Source organism: Cytophaga sp. FL35 (assembly GCF_014349235.1).
In the GTDB taxonomy this organism is placed as follows: Bacteria; Bacteroidota; Bacteroidia; order Flavobacteriales; family Flavobacteriaceae; genus Euzebyella.
The window spans coordinates 1-24,154 of sequence record NZ_JACSOH010000016.1 but is presented as its reverse complement, the minus strand read 5'-3'; the positions used below and the strand labels follow the sequence as shown (position 1 = coordinate 24,154).

Annotated in this window: 21 protein-coding genes; 9 read left to right on the top strand and 12 right to left on the bottom strand. The window is 40.1% G+C overall.

Going from position 1 to position 24,154, the window contains the following annotated elements; translation table 11 throughout:
• Positions 1-31: 31 nt before the first annotated feature.
• Together BIZ36_RS13470 and BIZ36_RS13465 are read left to right on the top strand one after the other, a co-directional pair.
• Entirely contained in the window at positions 32-1,126 is a 1,095-nt protein-coding gene (locus tag BIZ36_RS13470; RefSeq protein ID WP_187458433.1) for a Nif3-like dinuclear metal center hexameric protein, read from the top strand.
• A 6-nt stretch (positions 1,127-1,132) separates the two neighbouring features.
• Positions 1,133-1,912, top strand: coding sequence for a zinc ribbon domain-containing protein (locus BIZ36_RS13465; RefSeq protein WP_187458432.1), 780 nt, complete (start codon positions 1,133-1,135; stop codon positions 1,910-1,912).
• Positions 1,913-1,982: 70 nt separating this feature from the next.
• On the opposite strand, the gene BIZ36_RS13460 is transcribed toward BIZ36_RS13465, so the two are convergent.
• A complete protein-coding gene (locus BIZ36_RS13460) occupies positions 1,983-3,323 on the bottom strand; it encodes an FAD-dependent oxidoreductase (RefSeq protein ID WP_187458431.1) in 1,341 nt (446 codons plus the stop codon).
• 246 nt (positions 3,324-3,569) lie between these two features.
• Here BIZ36_RS13460 and BIZ36_RS13455 point away from each other — a divergent pair, with 246 nt between their 5' ends.
• Positions 3,570-5,102, top strand: a complete 1,533-nt coding sequence (locus BIZ36_RS13455) for a cryptochrome/photolyase family protein (RefSeq protein WP_187458430.1) — start codon at positions 3,570-3,572, stop codon at positions 5,100-5,102.
• A 153-nt stretch (positions 5,103-5,255) separates the two neighbouring features.
• On the opposite strand, the gene BIZ36_RS13450 is transcribed toward BIZ36_RS13455, so the two are convergent.
• Positions 5,256-5,804: a ClpP family protease gene (locus tag BIZ36_RS13450; RefSeq protein ID WP_187458429.1), complete on the bottom strand. Its 549-nt coding sequence runs from the start codon at positions 5,802-5,804 to the stop codon at positions 5,256-5,258.
• A 146-nt stretch (positions 5,805-5,950) separates the two neighbouring features.
• On the opposite strand from BIZ36_RS13450, the gene BIZ36_RS13445 reads away from it, so the two are divergent.
• The gene (locus tag BIZ36_RS13445) at positions 5,951-6,625 is read left to right on the top strand and encodes a hypothetical protein (protein WP_187458428.1); all 675 of its coding nucleotides are present in this window, start codon (positions 5,951-5,953) and stop codon (positions 6,623-6,625) included.
• On the opposite strand, the gene BIZ36_RS13440 is transcribed toward BIZ36_RS13445, so the two are convergent.
• A complete protein-coding gene (locus BIZ36_RS13440; RefSeq protein WP_187458427.1) occupies positions 6,618-7,775 on the bottom strand; it encodes an MFS transporter in 1,158 nt (385 codons plus the stop codon). The genes BIZ36_RS13445 and BIZ36_RS13440 overlap by 8 nt on opposite strands.
• Before the next feature lie 258 nt (positions 7,776-8,033).
• Here BIZ36_RS13440 and BIZ36_RS13435 point away from each other — a divergent pair, with 258 nt between their 5' ends.
• Positions 8,034-9,626, top strand: coding sequence for a sensor histidine kinase (locus BIZ36_RS13435; protein WP_187458426.1), 1,593 nt, complete (start codon positions 8,034-8,036; stop codon positions 9,624-9,626).
• 47 nt (positions 9,627-9,673) lie between these two features.
• The gene (locus tag BIZ36_RS13430) at positions 9,674-10,060 is read left to right on the top strand and encodes a response regulator (RefSeq protein WP_187458425.1); all 387 of its coding nucleotides are present in this window, start codon (positions 9,674-9,676) and stop codon (positions 10,058-10,060) included.
• Here the strand turns inward: BIZ36_RS13430 and kynU are convergent, their stop codons facing one another.
• Together kynU and BIZ36_RS13420 are read right to left on the bottom strand one after the other, a co-directional pair.
• Positions 10,061-11,329, bottom strand: a complete 1,269-nt coding sequence (gene kynU, locus BIZ36_RS13425) for a kynureninase (protein WP_187458424.1) — start codon at positions 11,327-11,329, stop codon at positions 10,061-10,063. It lies immediately after the preceding gene.
• A 38-nt stretch (positions 11,330-11,367) separates the two neighbouring features.
• Entirely contained in the window at positions 11,368-11,844 is a 477-nt protein-coding gene (locus BIZ36_RS13420) for a GNAT family N-acetyltransferase (RefSeq protein WP_187458423.1), read from the bottom strand.
• Between the two features lie 64 nt (positions 11,845-11,908).
• On the opposite strand from BIZ36_RS13420, the gene BIZ36_RS13415 reads away from it, so the two are divergent.
• Positions 11,909-12,550, top strand: coding sequence for an O-methyltransferase (locus BIZ36_RS13415; protein ID WP_187458422.1), 642 nt, complete (start codon positions 11,909-11,911; stop codon positions 12,548-12,550).
• Here BIZ36_RS13415 and BIZ36_RS13410 read toward each other — a convergent pair.
• From BIZ36_RS13410 to BIZ36_RS13385, 6 genes are all read right to left on the bottom strand, one after another.
• A complete protein-coding gene (locus BIZ36_RS13410; RefSeq protein ID WP_187458421.1) occupies positions 12,516-13,088 on the bottom strand; it encodes a phosphatase PAP2 family protein in 573 nt (190 codons plus the stop codon). The genes BIZ36_RS13415 and BIZ36_RS13410 overlap by 35 nt on opposite strands.
• A 2-nt stretch (positions 13,089-13,090) precedes the next feature.
• Positions 13,091-13,420, bottom strand: a complete 330-nt coding sequence (locus BIZ36_RS13405; RefSeq protein WP_187458420.1) for a Sec-independent protein translocase subunit TatA/TatB — start codon at positions 13,418-13,420, stop codon at positions 13,091-13,093.
• A 122-nt stretch (positions 13,421-13,542) separates the two neighbouring features.
• Positions 13,543-15,852, bottom strand: a complete 2,310-nt coding sequence (locus tag BIZ36_RS13400; RefSeq protein WP_187458419.1) for a M1 family metallopeptidase — start codon at positions 15,850-15,852, stop codon at positions 13,543-13,545.
• A gap of 61 nt (positions 15,853-15,913) precedes the next feature.
• Entirely contained in the window at positions 15,914-16,420 is a 507-nt protein-coding gene (locus tag BIZ36_RS13395) for a DUF6702 family protein (RefSeq protein WP_187458418.1), read from the bottom strand.
• Between the two features lie 54 nt (positions 16,421-16,474).
• A complete protein-coding gene (locus BIZ36_RS13390) occupies positions 16,475-17,233 on the bottom strand; it encodes a carboxypeptidase-like regulatory domain-containing protein (protein ID WP_222937393.1) in 759 nt (252 codons plus the stop codon).
• An 88-nt stretch (positions 17,234-17,321) separates the two neighbouring features.
• Positions 17,322-18,062, bottom strand: coding sequence for a BamP family beta-assembly machinery protein (locus BIZ36_RS13385; RefSeq protein WP_187458417.1), 741 nt, complete (start codon positions 18,060-18,062; stop codon positions 17,322-17,324).
• Between the two features lie 327 nt (positions 18,063-18,389).
• On the opposite strand from BIZ36_RS13385, the gene BIZ36_RS13380 reads away from it, so the two are divergent.
• Both BIZ36_RS13380 and BIZ36_RS13375 read left to right on the top strand, forming a co-directional pair.
• Positions 18,390-21,467, top strand: a complete 3,078-nt coding sequence (locus BIZ36_RS13380; protein ID WP_187458416.1) for a beta strand repeat-containing protein — start codon at positions 18,390-18,392, stop codon at positions 21,465-21,467.
• Between the two features lie 24 nt (positions 21,468-21,491).
• On the top strand, positions 21,492-22,640 hold the full coding sequence (locus BIZ36_RS13375; protein WP_187458415.1) for a T9SS type B sorting domain-containing protein: 1,149 nt from the start codon (positions 21,492-21,494) through the stop codon (positions 22,638-22,640).
• A 190-nt stretch (positions 22,641-22,830) separates the two neighbouring features.
• Here BIZ36_RS13375 and BIZ36_RS13370 read toward each other — a convergent pair.
• Positions 22,831-24,154: T9SS type B sorting domain-containing protein (locus BIZ36_RS13370; protein WP_187458414.1), on the bottom strand; the 1,324-nt coding region annotated here is incomplete at its 5' end.

Genomic DNA, 24,154 nt, shown 5'->3' with positions numbered 1-24,154 from the left:
TATTTTATCTTTAGACGATAGAATTTGAATAATGACAATAAAAGAAATAATCTCAATCCTAGAAGAATTGGCGCCTTTGGGCAATGCTGAAGATTTTGATAATGTAGGTTTGTTGGTGGGTGACAAAAACAAGACGGTTAGTGGAGTGCTAGTAACCTTGGACACCTTGGAAAATGTCGTAGATGAAGCCATAGAAAACAAATGCAATCTTATTGTAAGCTTTCACCCGATTATATTTAGTGGTCTTAAAAAACTTACGGGCTCCAATTATGTAGAAAGGGTGGTTCTAAAAGCAATTAAGAACGATGTTGCCATATATAGCATGCACACAGCCTTGGACAACGTGCAACAAGGGGTAAATGCCAAGATTTGTGAAGTGTTAGGTCTAGAAGACCCAAAAATTCTTATCCCTAAAAAAAATTCCTTACAGAAATTGACCACCTATGTGCCTAAAGTGCATACACAGGATATTCTTGAAGCTCTTTTTAAAGCAGGGGCGGGACATATAGGCAACTACAGTAATTGTAGTTTTAGCGTAAACGGTCTAGGAAGTTACGAAGCCAAGGAGGGTGCTAACCCAACAATTGGCAAAATAGGCCAAACCCACTACGAGGAGGAAACCATGGTAAGTGTGGTATTTCCGTCCATTGTAAAAAATAATGTAGTAAGCGCACTCATGCAGGCCCATCCCTATGAGGAAGTTGCCTATGATATTTTCATCATGGAAAATACCAATCAACATGTAGGAATGGGGATGATCGGTTCTTTGGATACAGCAATAGAGGAAGAGGTCTTTTTACAGTTTGTAAAAAACCAAATGAATGCCAAAGTGGTAAGACACTCAGCCCTAAGAGGCAAGAAGGTAAAGAAAGTCGCCGTTTTGGGCGGTAGTGGGGCCTTTGCCATAAATGCCGCCAAGGCTGCCGGGGCAGATGTGTATATTACGGCCGATGTTAAATACCATGAGTTTTATCAAGCTGAAAACCAGTTGGTGATTGCAGATATTGGCCACTATGAGACCGAACAGTTTACAAAAAATTTATTAGTTGACTATCTTACAAAAAAAATTCCTAATTTTGCAGTCCGTTTATCGGAAAGTAAAACCAATCCCATCAAGTATTTATAAAAATTTATGGCAAAAAAAGAAGACGCTACAGTAGAACAAAAACTTAGGGCTTTGTATGACCTGCAATTGATCGATTCAAGGGTGGATGAAATACGCAACGTTCGAGGAGAGTTGCCACTGGAAGTTGAGGATTTGGAAGATGAAGTAACTGGACTAAAAACCAGGATAGACAAATTAAAAACTGATGTTGAAACCATCAACTTTGAAATTGGTGCTAAGAAAAACTTGATCGAGGAAGCCAAAGCATTGATCAAAAAATATGGCGAACAACAGAAAAATGTTCGTAATAGTAGAGAATTCAACTCTATAAGCAAGGAATTGGAGTACCAAGAACTTGAAATTCAATTGGCCGAAAAGAACATCAAGGAATTTAAGGCGCAGATTGAACAAAAGAAGGTGGTTATTTCTGAGACTAAAGAGCGTCTTTCTGAGCGTGAGGCACACCTAAAGCATAAAAAAGGTGAATTGGATGCTATTCTTGCGGAAACCGAAAAGGAAGAGCAAGCACTTTTGGAAGAATCAGAAAAGTACCAAAACAATATAGAGGAACGCTTGGTAAAGGCATATGCCCGTATCCGTAACAATGTTAAGAACGGTCTTGCAGTTGTTCCTATTGAAAGAGGTGCTTCCGGTGGTTCTTTCTTTACCATTCCTCCGCAGGTACAAGTAGAGATCGCTTCTCGCAAAAAAATCATCACGGATGAGCACAGTGGTAGAATTTTGGTAGATCCCGTTCTAGCAGAAGAAGAGCAAGAAAAAATGCAAAAGCTTTTTACGAAACTTTAATTCGTAAAAAATAGATAATAAAAAAACCGCTCCTTGAGAGCGGTTTTTTTATTCCTAGACCATATATAGATTATAGAAGAGACAAAATCTTTTCCTCTACTTCTATACTGTCCCATTTCTCTTCAATTTCAGGCATTTTCATAACTTCCTGCATTATCCTTTCTTGGGCATCCCCTTCTGCGAGAGCTTCCGCATAGGGTCTGGATGAAAATGTGACCCTACTATAAGCAGGAACCCATTTTTCCGGATGCTTGGAGGCAAAATGCTTTTCTATCCTTTTCTGTAACAGAAATTTTGGGTCGGCCGTTTTGCTGCTCATTTCAATGAAATTACGGTAACTCAATTCCGCAATGGCATCGGCATTGGGCTTTCGCTTTTCTTGGTAATTTTTAAAAATAGCATGCCAATCATCTCCATGAACTTTAATAAGCTCGTTTAGAACAAAAATATCCTCAAAACCGGCATTCATTCCTTGACCATAAAAAGGCACTATGGCATGGGCAGAATCGCCCACCAAAGCCACCTTGTCCCAATAGGTCCAAGGATAACACTTCATGGTTACCAAAGCACTGGTTGGATTTTTGAAAAAATCACCTAAAAGGTCATCAATCACTTGTCTTACGTTTGGAAAATATTCTTTAAAGAAGTTTTTCGCATCCTCCTCGGTCTGCAGGCTTTCAAAAGAAATTTCACCTTCAAAAGGTAAAAACAAGGTGCATGTAAAACTTCCGTCCAAATTGGGCATAGCAATTAACATGAACTTTCCTCGGGGCCAAATATGAAAAGAATGTTTATCCAATTGATGGGTTCCATCCGCATTGGGAGGTATGGAAAGTTCCTTGTAACCTACATCTATAAAATCTTGGGAATAGTCAAATCTACTGCGTCTTTGCATTTTATGGCGAACACGGGAGAAAGCTCCATCACAACCAAAAATAAGATCATATTTATATTCTTTCCACTCCCCTTTTTCACTTTCACCTGTGAAAATTTTTGCTTCCGGAAGGTCTACATCCCAAACCTTTTCCTCAAAGCGAAACTCCACTCCCTGTTCTTCTGCAAGGTCAATCATTTTTTTGTTGAGCACCCCTCTTGAAATAGACCAAATGGCTTCCCCTTCCTTCCCATACTTTTGAAAATATAAAGGCTGGTCAATAACGTGCATGGCTCGCTTATCCAAAGGAATGGCAATTTTCCGTATTTCATCATCAATACCTACATGTTCCAAGGCGTTCCAACCTCTATTGCTCATGGCCAAATTAATGGAACGGCCGGAAAAGGTTATATTTCTAATATCGGGTCTACGATCAAAAACAGTAATACCATGCCCTAATTTTTTAAGATAAATTGCCAATAACGATCCTACAAGTCCGGAACCAATTATGGCAATGTTTTTAGGAGTTTGAGTCATAAATATGTAAATGCCGCCCTTTTTAAGAACAAGGGTATCTAAAGCTTACGTAATTAAATAGTATTGAAAACTTTTTAATCGTACGGCTGAAAGCCTTTTCATGACTAGCTGACGTACGGAGCTGAGCGATTAAATAAATCAATAAAAACAAATATAGTGCTAAAAAGCGGTTCATATAAAATTTGAAAGGGTCAACCGTATAGTCGTTTACCTATTTACTTGCAATTGAAACTAAGGCTGTACAAAATGAAAACACTAAGATTACTTTTGGGCGATCAGCTCAACCACAAACATAGTTGGTTCCAAAAAGTGGATGAAGAAGTAGTTTACCTAATGGCAGAAATGCGCCAAGAAACGGACTATGTAAAACACCATATTCAAAAGGTAGTAGCCTTTTTTAGTGCCATGCGCTATTTTAAAGATGAAATGTCCGACAAAGGACATCAATTCATCTATTTTAAATTAACGGACGATAACAATCCACAAAAGTTGGATGACATCATAAAAAAAGCTCTAAAACAAACGAAGGCAGAAAAATTTGAATACTTACTTCCGGATGAATATCGCCTGGATGAGCAGCTTACATCCATTTGCAATAAGTTAGATATTGACACCAACTGTGAGGACACAGAACATTTCTACACCAGCAGATACGAGGTAAAGAACTTTTTTTCCAATAGAAAAACTTTGGTCATGGAAAGTTTCTACCGGATGATGCGCAAAAAACATGGTGTAATGATGAATAATGACCAACCGGAAGGCGGCAAATGGAACTTTGACCAGAGTAACAGAAAAAAGTGGAACGGAGCGCCTGAAATTCCGCACGAAAGAGGATTTAGAAAGGATGTTTCGGACATTGTCGGCGATTTGGAGAAGGCAGAGGTATCAACATTTGGGAATATTGAACCTGAAAATTTCAATTGGCCCATTACGAGAGCAGATGGCCTATCAGTGTTAAATTATTTTTGCAAAAACTTACTAGAACACTTTGGGTACTATCAAGATGCCATGCATACAACGGAGAAATTTCTTTTCCACTCTCGCCTATCCTTTGTCATGAACAGTAAATTACTTTCCCCTAAAGAAGTAATAGATAAAGTGCTCGATTTCTATTATGAACATAAAAATCAAATAGACATTAGCCAAGTAGAAGGATTTGTGAGACAGATTTTGGGATGGCGGGAATATATGCGTGGCATTTATTGGAAGGAGATGCCAGAGTACGCCCAACTCAACCAATTGGAAAACAAGAACAAATTACCGGACTTTTATTGGACAGCAAACACTAAAATGAACTGCCTCAAAAACAGTATTCAACAAAGTCTGGATGAGGCTTATGCACACCATATACAACGTTTGATGATTACCGGAAACTATGCTTTGCTAACCATGGTTGACCCGCAAGAGGTAGATGATTGGTATCTGGGCATATATATAGATGCGATTGAATGGGTAGAAATTACCAATACCAGGGGTATGAGTCAATTTGCAGACGGAGGCATTGTAGGCACCAAACCCTATGTAAGCAGCGCCAACTACATCAATAAAATGAGTAATTATTGTAAGGAATGCTCCTACTCCCACACTAAAAAACTAGGTAAAAAGGCCTGCCCCTTTAACGCGTTGTATTGGAATTTCTTGGATGAAAAAAGAGCACATTTTAAGGATAACAACCGCATGGCCATGATGATGAACTTGCTGAATAAAAAAGATAACAAAGAACTATTGGAATTAAAGAAACGAGCACAAGAGGTAATTGACCATCCTGAGCGATTTTAAAGTCTTAGTATTTATTTAACGGACGCATGTAAGCCATTTACAATGAACAAAACGTATATAATTTAAACTTCCGCGAGAGCGTCTATATATATCCAAAAAAAGTCCTTCACAATTCAATTGCGAAGGACTTTTTTATTAGTTGATATTTCCGGTTCACTCTAAAATACCGTCCACAATACCGTACTCTATGGATTCTTGAGCGTTCATCCAATAATCCCTATCAAAATCTTTGAGTACTTTTTCATAGTCTTGACCACAATTATCGGCCAAAATTTTAGCACTCAATTCTTTTGTTTTAATTATTTCCTTTGCCTGAATCTCAATATTGGAAGCTTGGCCTCTTGCCCCACCACTGGGCTGATGAATCATAACCTGTGCATGTGGCTGTATAAAACGTCTTCCCTTTTTCCCTACAGAAAGCAAAATAGAGCCCATACTTGCAGCCAAACCGGTACAAATAGTTGAAACCGGACTTTTTAATGATTTTATAGTGTCATACATGGCAAAACCAGAAGTTACGTATCCACCAGGGCTATTGATAAAGAGCTGTATCTCCTTATTATTCTGCATGTCAAGGTACATTAAGCGATCAATTACGTGCTTGGCAGAATCGTCATCTACCATGCCCCATAGGAATACTTTTCTTTCTTCCAATAATTTTTCATCTATAGCTTCTTGTACTTTTCCTTTTTTAGAACTCATTTTATCTTTTTTGATATAGTCAAAATTACGCAATTTATTTCAATGCCTAACCAGCACTTTTTCCTCATAATAGCAAAAAACAGCTACCGGCATACCACCCAATACTTAGTTACAAAATACTGTATCTTTGAAAAAAACCAATGATTATGAAAAACTTTTTTATCCTTTCTTTTATGGCCTCCGTCTTAGCTATTTCTTGTAAAGAAGCTCCTAAAAAGGAGGTTGAAGCCCCGGCCAAGGAACTATCGATACTTGAAAAAATTGCGTATGCCAACGGTTATGAAAATTGGAAAAACGTGCAAGAACTAAAATTTACGTTTAATGTGGATAGAGATACTACCCACTATGAAAGATCTTGGCTCTGGAAACCGAAAGCCAATGAAGTGACTGCCATTGCAGGTGATGAAAGCCTTACCTACAATCGCAATGATATGGATAGCCTTGCCTACGAAAAAAATGGTGGTTTTATAAATGACAAATATTGGCTCATGGCACCTATAAACATTCTTTGGGACCAAAATAGCATTACTTCGGAACATTCAAAAAATGTAGAAGCCCCTATCAGTAAAAAGAATATGCAAAAGCTAACCGTTCTTTATGGGCAAGAAGGAGGTTACACTCCTGGAGATGCCTATGATTTCTATTTTACGGACGATTTTATGGTAAAGGAATGGGTCTTTAGAAAGGGCAATCAAGAAGAGCCTTCCATGACCACTACTTGGGAAGACTATCAAGATAAAGGCGGATTAAAACTGGCACACATGCACCAAAATGAGGAAGGGAACTTTAAACTTTATTTTACAGGGGTAGAGGTCAATTAGAAGACCTTTTTCTTTTCTGGAGAATAATGGTGGAAAGCAATATAGCGCTTGAACAGACCAATAAAACAATAAAGCAGGTAAACAAGGAAGAGGTATCCGCAATAAAACCTATAATAGGTGGTGCCGCCAAAAATCCGGCATAACCTGTTCCTGCTATAAAGGAAACACCTTTGGAGGAATCAACGCCCTTTACATTGCCTCCAATCCTAAAAACCTCGGGCACAATAACCGAGAATCCAAGTCCGCTTAGGGCAAATCCCGCAATAGCCATATGTGTTTGAGTCGTAAGCACCAAACCGTACCCAAGCATCACCATAATGGAGGCCAATGCCACCATTTTTATCGAACCCAATTTAGAACTGATGCCATCGCCCAAAAATCTACCTACGGTCATGGTCACCTGAAAACCTAAAAAACCAGCTCCCCACAAAAATTCCGGTGCTAAACTCACTTCCTTTAAGTATAGACCGCTCCAATCCACTATAGCACCCTCGCTCCCCATTGAAAAAAATGAGATAAACCCAAGCAATAACAAAGGTTTGAACAAGGACCAACTAAAGCCATCATTTTCTTCAATGGGAGCTACCACATTCTTATAACGATTAAAAAAAGCCATATTGACCACCAAAACCAATAAAATAGCAAGAAACATATGTAAAGGAGGATTGCCCAAGGGACCTATCAGAAAACTACCCAGGCCGGCCAAAACACCGCCCAAACTGAAAAAACCATGGGAGGCGGACATGAATTTTTCCTTATCTTCTTTTTCTATCTCAGTAACCAAGGTGTTCATAGAAATATCCGTGAATCCGTTACAAATACCAAAAAGAAACAACGAAGCTGCTAGAGAATAATAATTAGGGGCAAGTAACGGCAAAATTGCGGTAAGACAACTAAGAAGTACTCCTGCCCTAGTGGCCTTCCCAACACCCATTTTATCAATAACTTTAGAGGCAAAGGGAAATATGGTAAAAACTCCGAGTGCCAGAAAAAAAAGAGCTATACCTAATTCAGATTTGTCTATCCCCAATTGATCCTTCACGGTAGGAATATAAATAGCCCATGTTCCAAAAAGAATATTGATACTGGCAAAAACCCATGAAGGGCCAAAATAGCGGGGGTTGGTAAGTATTAATAAAAGTGATCTCATAGTAGGCTATCAAATAAACCACCGAATATAGTGGATTATATCACAGGAAATCCTCTAAATTCTAATGAAAATTTAGCCTTAATCACAAGCAAATCAAATTAACACCCTGACAAACAATTACTTACAAAATAAACTAAAAAACGTAAGTATTTTCTGAAAATTTTAAGAATCTGTTAAATTAATATCAATAATTTTATACTTTCTATCAAACATTTTTAATTCTTATAGAGACAACCTATTTAAAAAAGTTGCTAGTCCATGAAACTCAAATTAACATCCGTTAATGTGATAATAATTTCTTTGGTTTTGTTTCTCATTACCAATGTAATTATATGGACTTCCGCATCTTATAGAATTGACACTTTCACTACCAATATTCTTGAGTTGGAACAAGTGCGGGCAACCAATAGAATTGACCGCGCTCAGAACCAATTTTTGAATCTTTATGACATCAGTAAAAAGAACATTTCCATGATACGTAATATGGTACAATTGGAAATGATCAATGAGGATGAGATGGAACTTATTGCCTTTAAAATGTCCAAATTCATTGAAATGGACCCCAACTATTTTCAGGCGAGAATTATTGATTCCACTGGTATGGAACTCATTAAAGTAGAAATTGTTGAAAATGGGGTAAGGATAGTTCCTGATAAAGAACTGCAGTCCAAAACCAATAGGTACTATATTCAGGAAGCACTTAAGCTTAATGAAGGAGAATTGTATGTCTCCAAACTAGACTTAAATATGGAAAACGGGGAGATTGAAAAACCTTATAGACCTACTGTTCGGTTTTTAACCCCATTATTTGTAAAGGGTGAAAAAATAGGAATTATTGGATTGAACCTCAACATTAAAAATTGGTTTGATTCTTTTACCGGTAAAAACATCGGCTTATTAAATGGCGATAATGTGATATTTTTTGATGAACAAAAGCAACTTTACCAACCCTTTGATGAAGATTTAAATGTTCTTGATAAACATGAACATGCCAAGTTTTATCATAAAAAACTAAGCCTGGAAGGTAACCAATCTTGGACATTATACACTAGGGCCAACACAGATTTGGTGGACGCTAGATTGGCACAATTTAAGAAAACAACTTATCGTAACTGTCTTCTACTGTCCTTAGGCGTTCTATTTCTTTTGATAATTACCTATACGCTACTAAAAAAGAATTCAAAGATTTCAGCACTCAATAAAAACATTGAGTCTCAACTGAGAGAGCGAGACACCTTGATCAAGGAAATTCATCACAGGGTAAAAAACAATTTACAGGTAGTAGCAAGCCTTCTCAGCTTGCAATCCAGTTTTATTGAAGACGAAAGCATAAAAGTACTTTTTAGATATAGCCAGTACCGTATCAACTCCATGGGCATGGTTCATGAAATGTTGTATAAAAGTGGCGACCTTAGTAGAATTGACTATAAGGAATACGTTTCGGAGTTGGTGAATGCTCTAATTCAGTCCATGAAGGGCAGAGGCAGCAATATCAAGTTAAAAACGGAAATCGATAATATTCACCTAAACCTTGACACCTCCATTCCCTTAGGTTTAATTGTCAATGAAATTGTAACCAACTCATTAAAGTATGGTTTTGCTAATGAGAACGAAGGAACAATTTTTATAAAACTTGAAAGAATCGAAAGTTCCAGTCATAATTATAAACTGATTATTAGCGACGATGGCGTTGGTTTCCCAGATACCATCAATTTCAGAAATACCAAATCCCTTGGACTTAAATTAATTCACAAATTGACCTTGCAGTTAAGGGGTAATATTGAAAAGGACAATACTAAAAAAGGAACCTATTATATTATTACATTTAAAGAGATAGAACAAATTTCATAGAAAGCAGAAAGGCAATACAAAATTTGAACCAATAAAATGATGATGATATGGATTTAAAAGTACTTATTGTAGAGGATAATTTTATTATTCAGATGTTTTTAGAATCTGGCATAGAGTCAATGGGCCACAGGGTAGTTGGTGCCGTGGACAACGGTATTGACGCACTTGATTTGATCGAAACAAAAAACCCAAATCTTATACTTTTGGACATTGGTCTGGCCGGCAAACTAAGTGGCATAGAGGTAGGTGAACAAATAAAGGAAAAGTATCATATTCCATTCGTATACCTAACGGGCAATTCAGACAAGCCTACTTTGGAAAAGGCTTCGCATACAAAACCACTTCACATCATAAAAAAACCTATTGATGAGGACAAACTGCGCAATGAAATACATCATATAATTGAAAAAATGGGTGCGCCAATCGATATGTAATCAGTTTTTTAGAATGCCTTCCTTAAGAATCTGTCCAAACCTATACATATCCTCAAAGGAGCAATAAAATGGAGCTGGCGCCAACCGAATGACATTGGGTTCCCTCCAGTCTGTAATTACCCCATTTTCCATGAGGTATTCGAAAAGTTGCCTTCCTTGTCCATGTAAGAAAACGGATAGCTGACACCCCCTATCTTCCGGGGTGATGATTTCAAAGGACCCGGTGGTTTCCTCATCAATTACCTTTAAGATAAATTCCAAATAGGACACAATAAGATTTCGTTTTTCAATAAGGGTGGCCATCCCAACCTCTTCAAACATTTCTAAGGATGCCAAATAAGGTGCCAGTGATAGAACCGGAGGATTGCTCAATTGCCAAGAATCTGCAGTTCCGGTGGGTTCAAATTCCGGCTTCATTAAAAACCTAGTTTCCTTTTTTGTGCCCCACCAGCCTTCAAACCGCGGAATGTCCTGATTCTTCAGATGGCTTTGATGAACAAATATTCCCGAAGCGTTTCCAGGGCCACTGTTCATATATTTATAACTGCACCAAGCGGCAAAATCCACTTCCCAATCGTGCAATTCAAGTTCTATATTACCGGCCGCATGGGCCAAATCCCAACCTACGTAAGCGCCCACCTTTTTCCCAGCCTTTGTAATGGCCTCCATGTCAAAAACCTGACCGTTGTAATAGTTGACACCTCCAATTAGGACCAAGGCCAACTCCTCTCCTACCTCTTCAATTTTAGAAAGTACATCTTCGGTCCTCCAAAAATGTTCACCTTCGCGTTTTTTTATCTCAACAAGGGTCTCATCAGGATCAAAACCATGGTGTCTCACTTGACTTTGAAGCATATACTGATCGGATGGAAACGCCTTTTCTTCACAAATTATCTTGGTTCTTTTCCCAACAGGTCTATAAAAGGAAACCATTAATAAGTGAAGATTTACCGTCAAGGTGTTCATTACGCAAACCTCTTCTTCCCTAGCACCTACCACTTTGGCCATAGGTTTGGCTAAGCGCTCATGGTAGTCCCACCACGGTTTTTCGGCATGAAAGTGGCCCTCTACCGCCAAATTGGCCCAATCTTCCATTATATCGTTCACGAAGGAAGGAGCATTCTTTGGTTGCAGGCCCAGGGAGTTTCCAGTAAAGTAAATTACCTGCTTACCCTTTACTTTTGGAAAATGAAATCGCTCACGGTATTTAGAAAGACGGTCTTCATTATCCAAGGATTGGGCAAAGCCCAAGGTATTTTCAAACTGCATAAAAAGAGGTTTTTTCAAAAGTACGACTTCATCCCCAATCAAAAGGAATCTTCCTCCCTTGGCAAGCGCATTTCAATAATGTGCTTTTTAAACCCTGCCTTCTCATAAGCCTTGACCGCTGGAAGGTTATCGCTGTACACCGTGAGCCTAACCTCCTTAATCCCCTTTTGGTAGGACCATTCCTTTAACCCCTCTACTATTTGCGCGTTCAAGCCCTTGCCACGGTGATCAGGGTGCGTATACATAAAACCCAAATACCCATAATCCTTATGATCTAGATAATGCCTAGCCAACCGTAATCTCACATAGCCGGAAGCTACTAAAGTGCCCTCCCACTCAATGACCATAACCTCGGATTCATCACCTAAAATCAACTCTTTTAGGTCATAGTAACTTATTTCTCCTTTTTGTATAGTTGGGTCAAAAGGTCTTTCGGCCTTGATAATTTCCTGTTCAAAGGAAAATAAAGAATCTAGGTCGGACACTTTTGCCGTCCGTAGGGAATACTCGCTCATAATAGTCATATTGCATTTCCTAACAAGATTACAAAGTACTTTATATTTGCACAAAATTTAAAGCATGCATTTTTTATCTGCTGTACTAGAGAATTACATACAGGATAATTCTCAAGAGGAACCAAAATTATTGCAGGAACTCACTCGCGAGACGCATTTAAAAATTCTTAGGCCCAGAATGCTTACCGGTCATTTTCAGGGTAGGGTTCTAAGTATGCTTTCTAAAATAATAGCGCCCAAGAATATTCTCGAAATTGGCACCTATACAGGCTACTCGGCACTTTGTTTGGCAGAGGGCATGCAAAAAAACGGAATGCTCCATACCATTGACATCAATGAAGAACTGGAGCCTATTCAAAAAAAGTACTTTCAAAAAAGTGCTTGGGCTTCCCAAATAGTTCAACATACTGGAGACGCCAAGGAAATCATTCCAAATTTAGACGTAGTTTTTGACCTTGTTTTTATTGATGCAGAAAAAAAGGACTATCCCGATTATTTTGAAAGGGTGCTGAAAAAAACGACTTCTGGCAGTATTATACTTTCAGATAACGTGCTTTGGTCCGGCAAGGTAATAGAACCCTTGGAGAAAAAAGATAAAGTGACGCCTATACTCTTGGAGTACAATAAAATGCTGAAGGAAGATTCTAGGGTAGAAACGGTCTTACTTCCCATTAGGGACGGTTTAACCCTAACGAGGGTCCTATAAGCCTTACATACAGATAATGGAAAAAAATGGCGGAAACAATTCCTACGGTAGCGCCTACCAAAATATCTATAGGAAAGTGAACGCCAACAAAAATCCTGCTCATTACAAAGAGCAAGGGCCAAATATAGAACAACCAACTCCATTTAAAACGATCTCTTAAAAACAAGACCACCAAAGTGGTAATGGAAAAGGAACTTGCAGAATGCCCACTAAAAAAACTATACGTTGTTGGGTTCTTTAAAATGCGTATCAAAGTATTAATTTCCGTATTGTTGTTAGGCCTTAGACGCGCTACGGAGTGTTTGGTCAAATCCGTTAGCGTATCCACAAAAAAGGATAGCAACAAGATGGTAACGATTACGAAAATCGCTTCCCGTTTGGGATACTTTTTAAAGATTAAATAGATAAAAAGCAGAAAGAGGGGAATCCAAGTACTGAAATTGGTAATGGTAGTCCAAAAGGCATCATATTCATCAATGCCCAGGTTGTTTAAGTAGATAAAGGTTTGTCTGTCCCATTCTAGAATTCTTTCTAGCAAGACTAACTTCTTTTAATGGTTCCGGTTACTTCGTCCACACTTTTTTTAACCTGGTCTACCTCTTTTTTAATGTCAGTTCCAATACCATCGGTAAGATTGCTTTTTACATCATCAATATCATTTTTGATGTCGTTTACAAAGCTGGTATCTATTCCTTGCTTTTCGGCACTTTTCTGAATCTCCCTTTTAATATCTTCCGTGGCATCCTTCAATTGACGCATACCACTACCCAGACCTTTGGCAATCCCCGGAATCTTATCCGCTCCAAAGACCATGACTACGATGAACATGATAAAGAATATCTCACCGCCGCTAATAAATAATAAATGCATACCGTACATACAGCAAATATAGTGAAGATTAGGTTCGAAACTAAAAAGACCTGTCAGGATTTTTAGCAAGCAACTTAATTTGCTTTAGCCTAACAGGTCTTCTATATAAACAGGGATAGTGATTACTTCCCTTTGATATTTTCCTTCATTTTATCAAAGTCCGAAGGTCCGTTCTGGGCCGGCCATGAATTGTTAGTGGTATCGATATCCGCAGTTTCCATTTTTGGATCTACCACAATACCCGTCAATTCTGTTTGTGAGGAAATAACAACGCTTACCTCCTTATCACTTTTTCTCCAAATTTCAGGCGGATAGGTTATATTTTTGGTACTACCGTCGGCATAGGTATACTCCACTATCAATGGCATTGGAATGCCTCCCGGTTTATCAAAAGTAACCTCATAGAAATACTTTGGTTCCTTTACCGCAGCTCTTTCGCTCTCGGTCATATTATCCATCATAAATTCCTTGAGGGATTTAGAATTATCCGAAGGAGCTTTCCCTTTTAAGTTGGGATCGGCATCTTCACTGTCTTCCTCTGCCAAATATACCAATGGAGGTAAATCTGCTTCGGTAATGTTTCTGGCTGCCATATATTCCTGCATTTTCTTGCTAGGCTTATCAGAAACATAGTATTTCTTGATTCCTTTTACACCTATATCCACATAATCCGTAGTATAGAACCAAGCTCTCCAATACCAATCCAAATCTACTGCAGAGGCATCCTCCATAGTTCTAAAGAAATCTTCAGGGGTTGGGTGCTTGAATTTCCAACGTTGGGAATACGTCTTAAAAGCATGATCAAAAAGCTCACGTCCCATGACCGTTTCACGAAGAATATTCAAAGCGGTAGCCGGCTTCCCGTAGGCATTGGGTCCTAATTGGTAAACGTTCTCCGGGTTGCTCATAATTGGGGCAATGGTACTTTGGTCCCCACTCATATAAGGTACAATTTTAGAAGGCTCTCCCCTTCTAGATGGATACGTGCTGTTAGGAGCAATCGCTTCTGGATACGCTTCACCAAATTCCTGTTCTGCCATAAATTGCATAAAAGTGTCCAAACCTTCATCCATCCAACCCCATTGTCGCTCATCGGAGTTAACGATCATAGGAAAGAAGTTATGACCCACTTCATGGATAATAACACTGATCATACCGTATTTAACACGATCGGAATACGAACCGTCCTCATTAGGCCTTCCGTAGTTCCAACAAATCATAGGATACTCCATTCCTTGGTTTTTGGCGTGTACCGAAATAGCCTTAGGATAAGGATAATCAAATGTATGTGCAGAATACGAACGTAACGTATGGGCAACGGCTTTGGTAGAATACTCTTCCCAAAGTGGATTCCCTTCTTTTGGGTACATAGAAACGGCCATGACATCTCGATTGCCCAATTTAACGGCCTGCATATCCCAAATAAACTTTCTGGAAGTGGCAAAACCGTAATCACGAACGTTCTCTGCCTTAAATTTCCATGTTTTCTTTTTAGTACTGAAGTTTTTCTCAGCGGCCTCAGCCTCTTCTTGGGTTACAATAATTACCGGCTTGTCATACGACTTTTTGGCTTTCTCATAACGCTTCATCATCTCTTTGGAGAATACTTCCTTTCTATTTTGAAGTGTTCCCGTGGCATCCAACACATGGTCTGCAGGAACCGTTATGTTCACTTCATAATCCCCAAAAGGAAGTGCAAACTCCCCACTACCCCAAAATTGGTGGTTTTGCCAGCCTTCTACATCACTATAAACGGCCATTCTTGGAAAGAACTGGGCAATTACGTAAGCCCTATTGCCATCCTCTGGAAAATATTCAAATCCGGAACGGGCCCTGTTTACGGTATGATCAGGAATGTTGTAGTTCCATTTGATGGAAAAGGAAATTTGCTCCTTGCTTTTTAAAGGTTGCGGAATGTTCACCCGCATCATGGTCTGGTTTATGGTATAAGACAGGTCTTTGCCATTGGCATCCTTCACAAATTCAATGTTAAAACCACCATCAAAAGGTTCTGTGATATACTTTTGGACAAAGGAACCGGCCTGTTCTGCCATAGGCACACCACCACCGTCCCTAAGAGGGGATTTAGACGTTTTTGCACGCACATTTTGGTCCAATTGCACCCATAGGTACTCTAAGTCATCAGGGGAATTATTGGTGTACGTAATGGTTTCCTCTCCATAAATCTTAGCGTTCTTGTCATCCAGTTCTATGTCCATTACATAATCTGCTTGTTGCTGATAGTAATCGGGACCAGGGGCTCCTGACGCCGAACGGTAATTATTGGGAGTGGCAAACTCCTCGTACATTTGTTTGAACTTGCTTTGGTTGTAGTGTCCCGGTTCTCTTTCCTTTTTTTGTTCCTCTTGAGCTGTCGCCAAAGCTGCGAACAGGAAAAGAGCGGACAAAAAGTGATACTTGAATCTAGTCATTTGCTTCTTTAGTTATTAATCTGTGAAAAATAAAATTTTTTAAGGAATCGTTAATCTAATGTTACAAGTTTAACATTCCTTTAGGATGCGATTTGATAAGTACGAAACTTTTCTTGGTATCTTTTATCTTTATGTGAACCACGTTTTGTTGATCATCGAACAAATCCGTGAGCATCTCATTTTCGATTTGTACAGATTGTGTCTTATTTAAATCCACTTTAGGCACTTCCAGATAAAGCACCACCACATCTGCATCGTATTTCTTCCCTATAAAGTCATATTCCACCGGTGAACCATTTACCGATACCACAAACTTGGAGCGCAGGTATTTTTCAATGTAGGCATTGGCCATTTTGTTTTCTTCTTCAGAGGCCAATTTTGCCTCCAAGTCATACCTGGCCATAAGGAGCCGGTCCAAATCATCAATAAAAACCCTACTGGTAATCTGTAAAGCTTGATCCTTTTCGGAATAATTCACGTTGGTTACGCTCACATAAAATTTATGTACTATGGAAAATGCCAATAAAGGGAGTACGAAAAGGGGAATAAAGCGGACTATCATTCGCATACCTGTGCTATTTAGGTGCAAATTTAAACAAAACCTATGCCATAATACGGATTTCTATAGCCCGTTGTTGTCGCGGTAGGTGGCACTCCGTTTTTTGAGGTATTCCCATATCTTGAGTCGGTCATGGGTATCTACGGTTGCTTGAAAAACGGGATCTACCTCACAGAAATACATAAAGTCATCTATTTTTTCTTTCGGAATTTTAAATTGCTTTACGTAGACAGAATCTGGGTAAAATGCCTTCACCCTATTGGTCCTTGCATAGGTTGCATTTCGTTTCACCCTGTTCTTCAACATTTTTGTGCGACCGGAAATTCCATTCAAGATAGGATTTAAGGGCAAAAAGCCGCCCCCGGTGGTTGCCTCGTTCAGCAACCGTTCCGCTTGGGTAGGAAATATGGCATAGGCATTTGGCAGTCCTAAGGTGGAAGCCGTTACCACAGGTTCAATTGTTAACCTGTTTAAATCCTTGTCCATAGCGCCCGAAAGATTATAGGGCATGACCACCACTTCTTCAAGTTCGGTAATCCCTTCTTCCAGCGGAACAAGTAACAATTTGGAATCCAACACATTTAAGGTTACCTTGATTTCCTTCTTTTTATACTGTACAGCGGAAAACACCAAAGTATCGTTCAAGCTTACCGGAATGGAAAAAAAACCTTGTAAATCGGTTATGGTAGCTCTTTGGGTTGTGGTATTGAGCACATGGGTGGCAGCCACATCGCCATCTTTACTGTAGACCCTGCCTTCCAACTTTTTTTGAAAAAGGTCTTGGGAATAAATCTTAGGAAGGAAAAGAAGAAATAAGATCAAAAAAGATATTCGTTTTAGAGAAAAAGAAAAAGCCAGCGGTTGCTTACAACCTGCTTTTCCCATCATCGGCCAAAACGGATGCTTTAATTTATTCATCTACCTGCTTACGGTACGCCTTACTTTCAGTGACCAAAAAATCTATCAGCTCAAATTCATTTTGCTTCAATAGCAAATTGTATTCGGGAGCACGCGTATCTACATAACTTAAAAAGTCCAATATTTGATCTTGCGAAAGTTTTAAGTCCACCACAAAGAACTCATCATCATACACTTGCCTAAGCACTTCGCTCATTTTTAATCTAGGTCGCTCCACATCGTCCTTTTGGGCCGCTTTTGCCAAGGCCTTGAAGATGTTTACAAAATTGAGTCCGTTTTCCATACCTCGTTCAGACTGGCTTAAAGCGGTATTCTCTACTTCGGTAGAACGGTCTATCTCATATTCTATCTCCTTGAATTCTTGGTTCTTTACAGCTAAAAAACGTTCTTGGTTTTCCGGGCTCACCACTACTTCGTCCAGTTCCGTAATCTTTTCCTTTACTTCCACCACCAGTCTACCGTTATCGATCATGGCTTGAGTGAGCTTTACTACCTTTAGCTGGTAATTAACGGCGGAAAAAGCCAATTCATCCCCCACTTTCGCTTCAATGGCAAATTGTCCGCCATCGTTGGAAATTACCGCATCTTCCGTTGTAATATTGATGACATTCTCGTTGGGTACGGGTACATTTCTGTATAGCACGGTACCTCTCACCATTGCCCTATCTTCCTCTTGGGCTTGTGCGAAAAGGGATAAAAAAAGTATAAAAATTAAGGTAGGGATATTCCTCATTGGGTTGTTTTATTACATAATTTAGAAATGGATAAGTGTATTTTACAAAGTGCTTATCCTCGCATTATTTTGAAAATAAAGGTCGGTTAAAATTACCGGAATCAACTTAAAAAGTTCATAAAGAAACTACATGTTAAGGTCTTATAAAAAAACCGGTCTCTAAACTTTTGTTAATTCGTTCTGTGCCTACATGTAGGTCGAAACCTGACTCTTGTAGGAAAAACTTTAACCCGTTCAACTGTGCTTCGTGGTAGTTCATCCTTAAATATTAGCAAACTAAGCGGATAATTTTATTTTTGTTGACCCTAATAGCTTAAATCTTGATCTATGCTGAATAGAATTGCGTTACCACTTCTTTTTATGGGTCTCTTGACCACCACTTTGGCTACTGCCCAAGTAAAGATTGGAGACGACCCCCAGAACATTAATGCCACTTCCTTGTTGGAATTGCAGAGCAATGACAAGGTTTTGGTAATTACCCGTGTAGATGCAGCCCAAATGGCCACCATTGTGCCCACCCGAGGTGCCTTGGTCTATAATACCACGGAAAATTGTGTATTCTATTACGATGGCTCCCAGTGGGTGAACCTTTGCGAAGGTGGTGCAGCGGCAGGTAACCTTACGGCGGATCCCGTTATATATGAATTTCCAACAATAGCGATTAGCGAAACGACCCAAGGTACACATTTTGAAGTTTTAGAAGGTAGCATAAATACCGATCATATTGCAGACAATAGTATTAACGGACTTGATATTCAAAACGGGTCTATAGGTAATTCGAAATTAGCCCCCGCTGCCGTAAATAGAGAAAATATCTTTGAGAATGCAGTAGATAGTGTGGCATTGGATGGAGACAATATTAACTTGTCAATGTTCCAAAACAACTTAGGTTTTATCACCAATGCACAAATTGTGGATCCAAATGTAAATAACAGTATTGAGATTAGAACTGATGGCGCATTTTATGATGATCCTGATGATGATGCCACTAATGAAATTCAAAGTCTTTCGCTTAATGGCCAAATTTTAAGTCTTTCAGGAGCCAATAGTATAGTTTTACCTGGCGCAAATGGTACCGAAACTAACATTATTAGTACAACTACTACGCAAGTATCAGGTGACGGTTCCCTTGCGACTCCTTATCAAATAAATGTTACCGGGGTTGACACAGCTGTGGATAATGAACTTATTACCAATGCCGTTCTTAATGCCTCGAATGAATTGGTGATTACGGAAGCAGGAAATAATATAACCGTAGACCTTAGTTCTTTGGATGGTGGTACAGGTACCACTCAAAATGCTGCTCAAGTACCCGTAGCTGCCACACCCACCAATTACACGGCGGCTACGGCCGATGTGGAAGCCCACCTAGCTGGTATAGATGCTCAATTAGCAAACGGAACGGGTAGCCATAACACCGCTTTAAATATTGCAAATGATAGTCTAAATATTACCGACGGTAACGGCACATTGAGTGTTTCATTAGCCGGTATAGGAAATGCCAATACAAACTTTAGTGTAGCAAATGATAGCTTGGTAATTAGTGATAATAGTGGAGATTTAAAAGTTGCCCTCTCTGAAATAGCTGCAGCCACAGGCGGAAGTAACAATACTGCATTTGCAGTCGTAAATGATAGTCTCAGCATAACAGATGGTGATGGTACGTTAAGCGTTCCTATCGATTCTTTAGCTCCAAGAAGAACGCCCAAATCCATCTTATTTGCAGATACAGACGGTACCCCTACAACAACCGAGGACAATACAAACCCCAACGATGATTTTGGACTAATTTGGGACACCAACGCAAGACCAGTTAGTTCAAACACTTATGGTGCTCTGTATGTTGGTAGACAAGCAGGAAGTCCTGCCCCTGGTAATAATTCAAAAGTTGTTATAAGTGAGCGAATCGGCCCATCACATCCACAACAAGGACTGTCCTATCCATTACAATTGCAAAACGAAAACGGTACTGATACGGGTGGTGGCGCCGCAGGTATACTTTTTGCCGTTGAATCACTTGGAAGTTTTGGTAAAGGTGGTTTGGTGTATGAGCGGACCGGACCTTGGGGCATTGGTGATTTCCATTTCTTACAAAATCAAGTTGGCGATAACTCAATCCCCGCTCTTACCGATCAAGCCTTTACCATAAAAAATAATGGGGACATTCAACTATACGGAAATCTTATTGCTCAAAATGGAGCTGGAAGCCCGGGTAATGTTCTTACCATAAACCCATCAGGAGCAACCGTTTGGGGAACTGGGGGAGGTATACCCACAGGAGGAACTGCAGACCAAGTATTGCTAACCGATGGAACTACCCCAGCGTGGACTACACTGAATGGAACGCAGGTAGACCTTCAGAATGCATTGGATATCGACTCAGACGGAACAAACGAAACCACCATAGAAGAAGCGATTGCAAAGCTGAATGCTAGAACAGGTAGTGTTCCTACAGGAGGAACGGCAGACCAAGTATTGCTAACCGATGGAACTACCCCAGGGTGGACAACGCTTAATGGAACTCAGGTAGACCTTCAGAATGCATTGGATATCGACTCAGACGGAACAAACGAAACCACGGTCGAAGAAGCTATTGGGAAGCTAGCCGCTGTAAGTGGAGGACAGAATCTTGGTAACACCAACTTACAGCAAACCGCCAGCACAGATAGAAAGTATGATTTAAATAATGGAGCGATATACTTTGAAGGTACTGGTAATGTGGGTATTGGAAATTTTGATTTTGATAATTTGGATAACACTATTCCTAATCAAGCGGAAGATAAGTTTCATGTAATAGGCCAAATAAGAGCCCAAAGAGGTTTTGCGGCAAATGGTGGTTCCAACAACGAACCAAGTTATAGTTTCTTTACCAATGGTGATACTGATACCGGGATGTTCAGGGCAACTGATGATGAAATTGGTTTTTCCACAGGAGGGACTGAAGCAATTAGGATAGACGACAATCAGAATGTCGGTATTGGAGAAAATAATCCACAAGAAAAACTACACGTTCAAGGAAGTATTCGAATAGATAATGGAAATATTATTGCTCGTAACGGGGTAGGCACAAATGGTCAAATATTGGCCACTACCACCACCGGTACCGAATGGGTAAATTCTGAAATCGCCGCTAAGGGAAAAGTATTGGCAGGAGTCAAAACCGTAAACTTTCCCGATATGGGCGGAACAAATTATGTTGTTCAGACTACTGTCATGGATAATGGGATTCCTTTACCTACAATGATTCAGGTAACAGACCAAACTGCTACAAGCATTACAGTTGAAATATATCAATTCGTACCGGGATCCCCTGATGACCCGGGAACTCCTGGAATTAACGAAAGTACCCCTAGTGACTTTCAACCTGTAGATTTAGATTGGTTTTATACAATAATAAGACCTTAATAAGTTGAGCTTTATTCGGAAAAAATGAAAAACACCCTGTACATACCTTTTCTGCTCTTAAGTGCCGGTCTTTGTGCGCAAACCGCCTTGTACAATACTGGCAACCTGCGTATTCACGAAGGCGGGGAAATGGGCTTTCATACCGATCTAATCAATGACGGCTCTTTTGATGAAAACCAAGGTCTGGCCGGTTTTTATAGTACAGATAGCCGCTCTATCAACGGTAGCCTCCCCCCTACTTTTCAGGATGTGGAGTTTCTCACCCAGACGGGTACTTTTTTAAACAATCCCGTAAATGTGAGCAACAATGCCAATTTTATTTCCGGAGATGTCATTACCATCCCGGCGCAACCCGGCATTACCCTTAACTTTTTAGATACAGCGTTCCCTTCCGGGGAAAACAATGCCAGTAAGGTCAACGGGTATTCCAGTGTGAGCGGTCAGCAAGACTTTACCTTTCCGGTAGGCGATTCAGAACAGTTACGTCAACTAAGTTTAAATTCCGAAGGAATCAACAATTTGGCAAAAGCGGCCTATTTTTTTGAAGATCCTAACAGCCCCAGTGAATTTCCGGCTTTTAGCACCAATAGCCGCGCCAACGGTATAGACGAAATAAGTACCACCGAATTTTGGAGACTGGAAGGTTCCGTGCCTTCCTCTGTACAACTAACTTGGAACAATCGCAGTGATATTGGTTCCTTAAGTGGGGATGTAGAAGAAATAGTGGTGGTAGGTTGGAGCAAGATTACCAACCAATGGGAAATGTTGGGCGGACCGGCCTCTGTGGGAGATTTGATCAACGGAGTGGCCATTTCCGGTTCCTTTGTACCAAATGATTATGAGATACTTACGTTTGGGGCTTTTGGGGAACCCAGAGATTTTTTAGATTTGGAGAATTACTTTGTTTCGCCCAATGGCGACGGAATCAATGATTTCTTGGAAATTCCAGAACTGGCGCTTTCCCCTAACAACCATATGATGATTTTTGACAGGCAAGGAAGCAAGGTGTTTGAAAAAACCAATTACACCAATGAATTCAACGGCCTATCCAACCAAAATAACTTTGTCATCAATCGTGAGGGCGGATTGCCTTCCGGGGTGTATTTCTACATCGTGTCTTTGGACGATTTAAATTTGGAGTTTCAAGGGTTTTTGTACCTAGCAAACGACTAAAAAAATAACCAAGACCACAGTGATGATTGCTCCCCAGCTCCGATGTACAATCGGATTCACCACCATGGCTTGGCCATTCCTAACTAAATTCTCCTTTTCAATCTGTAGGTTGTCATAGGCTTAGGGTACACATAGAGCGTAGCTCCATTTCATGTAGGCAACCCCTGACTACCTTTTTATATTTCAAATCTTATCGATTCACATACAAGTAACCGGATACTGATTTATGCTCATTGTTATTGACATACTTAATAATGTAGAAGTAAACACCTACCGGTAATTCCTCTTCTTTATTAATGGTCACTCTTCCATTGGACACTCCTTTAAAGGCCCTGTCTACGTTATTATAACCTTCAGTTTCAAAAACCTTTACGCCCCATCTATTGTATACTTCTACCGTATTGTTCGGGAAGCTTTCAATATTATTGATGATAAAACGTCCGTCATTTATGCCCGGGGCCACCAAATCGGTTTCTATATCAATATCACAAGGGGTTCCTGCAGGTGGAGTTCCTCCTCTATTGCTACAAGGATTCAATGGATCAGTTCCATCCTGAACTTCTTGACCATCAGGAATTAAATCCCCATCGGTATCTTCCAGTGAAGGGTCGGTACCTAAGTTAGACTCCTCCGCTGTGGTAAGACCATCGGCATCGCAATCACTGTCATCAAGAGCAGTTCCTCCAATAGAATCGCAATCATCCAAAGGATTTGTTCCGTCCAACACTTCTTGCTCGTCATTGATGCCATCCCCATCGGTATCGGCATTTAAAGGATCGGTTCCCAAGGTCACCTCTTCCCCATCCAATAAACCATCATTGTCCGTATCCGGATTGTTCGGGTCCGTACCCAAACCAGCTTCTTCCGTGTTGGTCAAACTATCGGCATCGCAATCACTTGAGCCAAGAGGCATACCGTCAGTTGAATCACAATCATCCAAAGGATTGGTTCCGTCCAACACTTCTTGTCCGTCGTTGATACCATCCCCATCGGAATCTGGATTATTAGGGTCGGTGCCAAGAGTAATCTCTTCGTTATTGTTCAATCCGTCACCATCGGTATCTACAGAAAGGGTAACAATTCCCGTATTACTGTTTCCTGCAATATCGGTGGCTGTGATATCAATTACATCCTGATCACCAAGGGATGGGAAGCTACCACTGATTGGAGTAGCACTACCGGTATCAAGACTCCAATTTCCAGAGCTGTCCGTTGTTACTTGGTAAGTAACATCTGTAGTTCCGTCACTATTGGTGTCCAATTCAATGGTCAATTGTTCATTGGCATCTCCTAGACCGGTTAAAATAGGTGTAATGTCTATAGTGCTAAAACTATCTACCTCTGGAGTGTTATTGTCCAAGGTAATTGGGTCGTTATCAGTGGCCGGGTTGCCGGCTACGTCGGTCACGTCCGCGGTCACTGTAACGGTACCGTTGTCCAATCCGGAGATATCGGCATCCGTGGCCGTCCAAGTGTTACCAGAAACGGTAGCCGTAGTGGTAACGGTGTTGGTA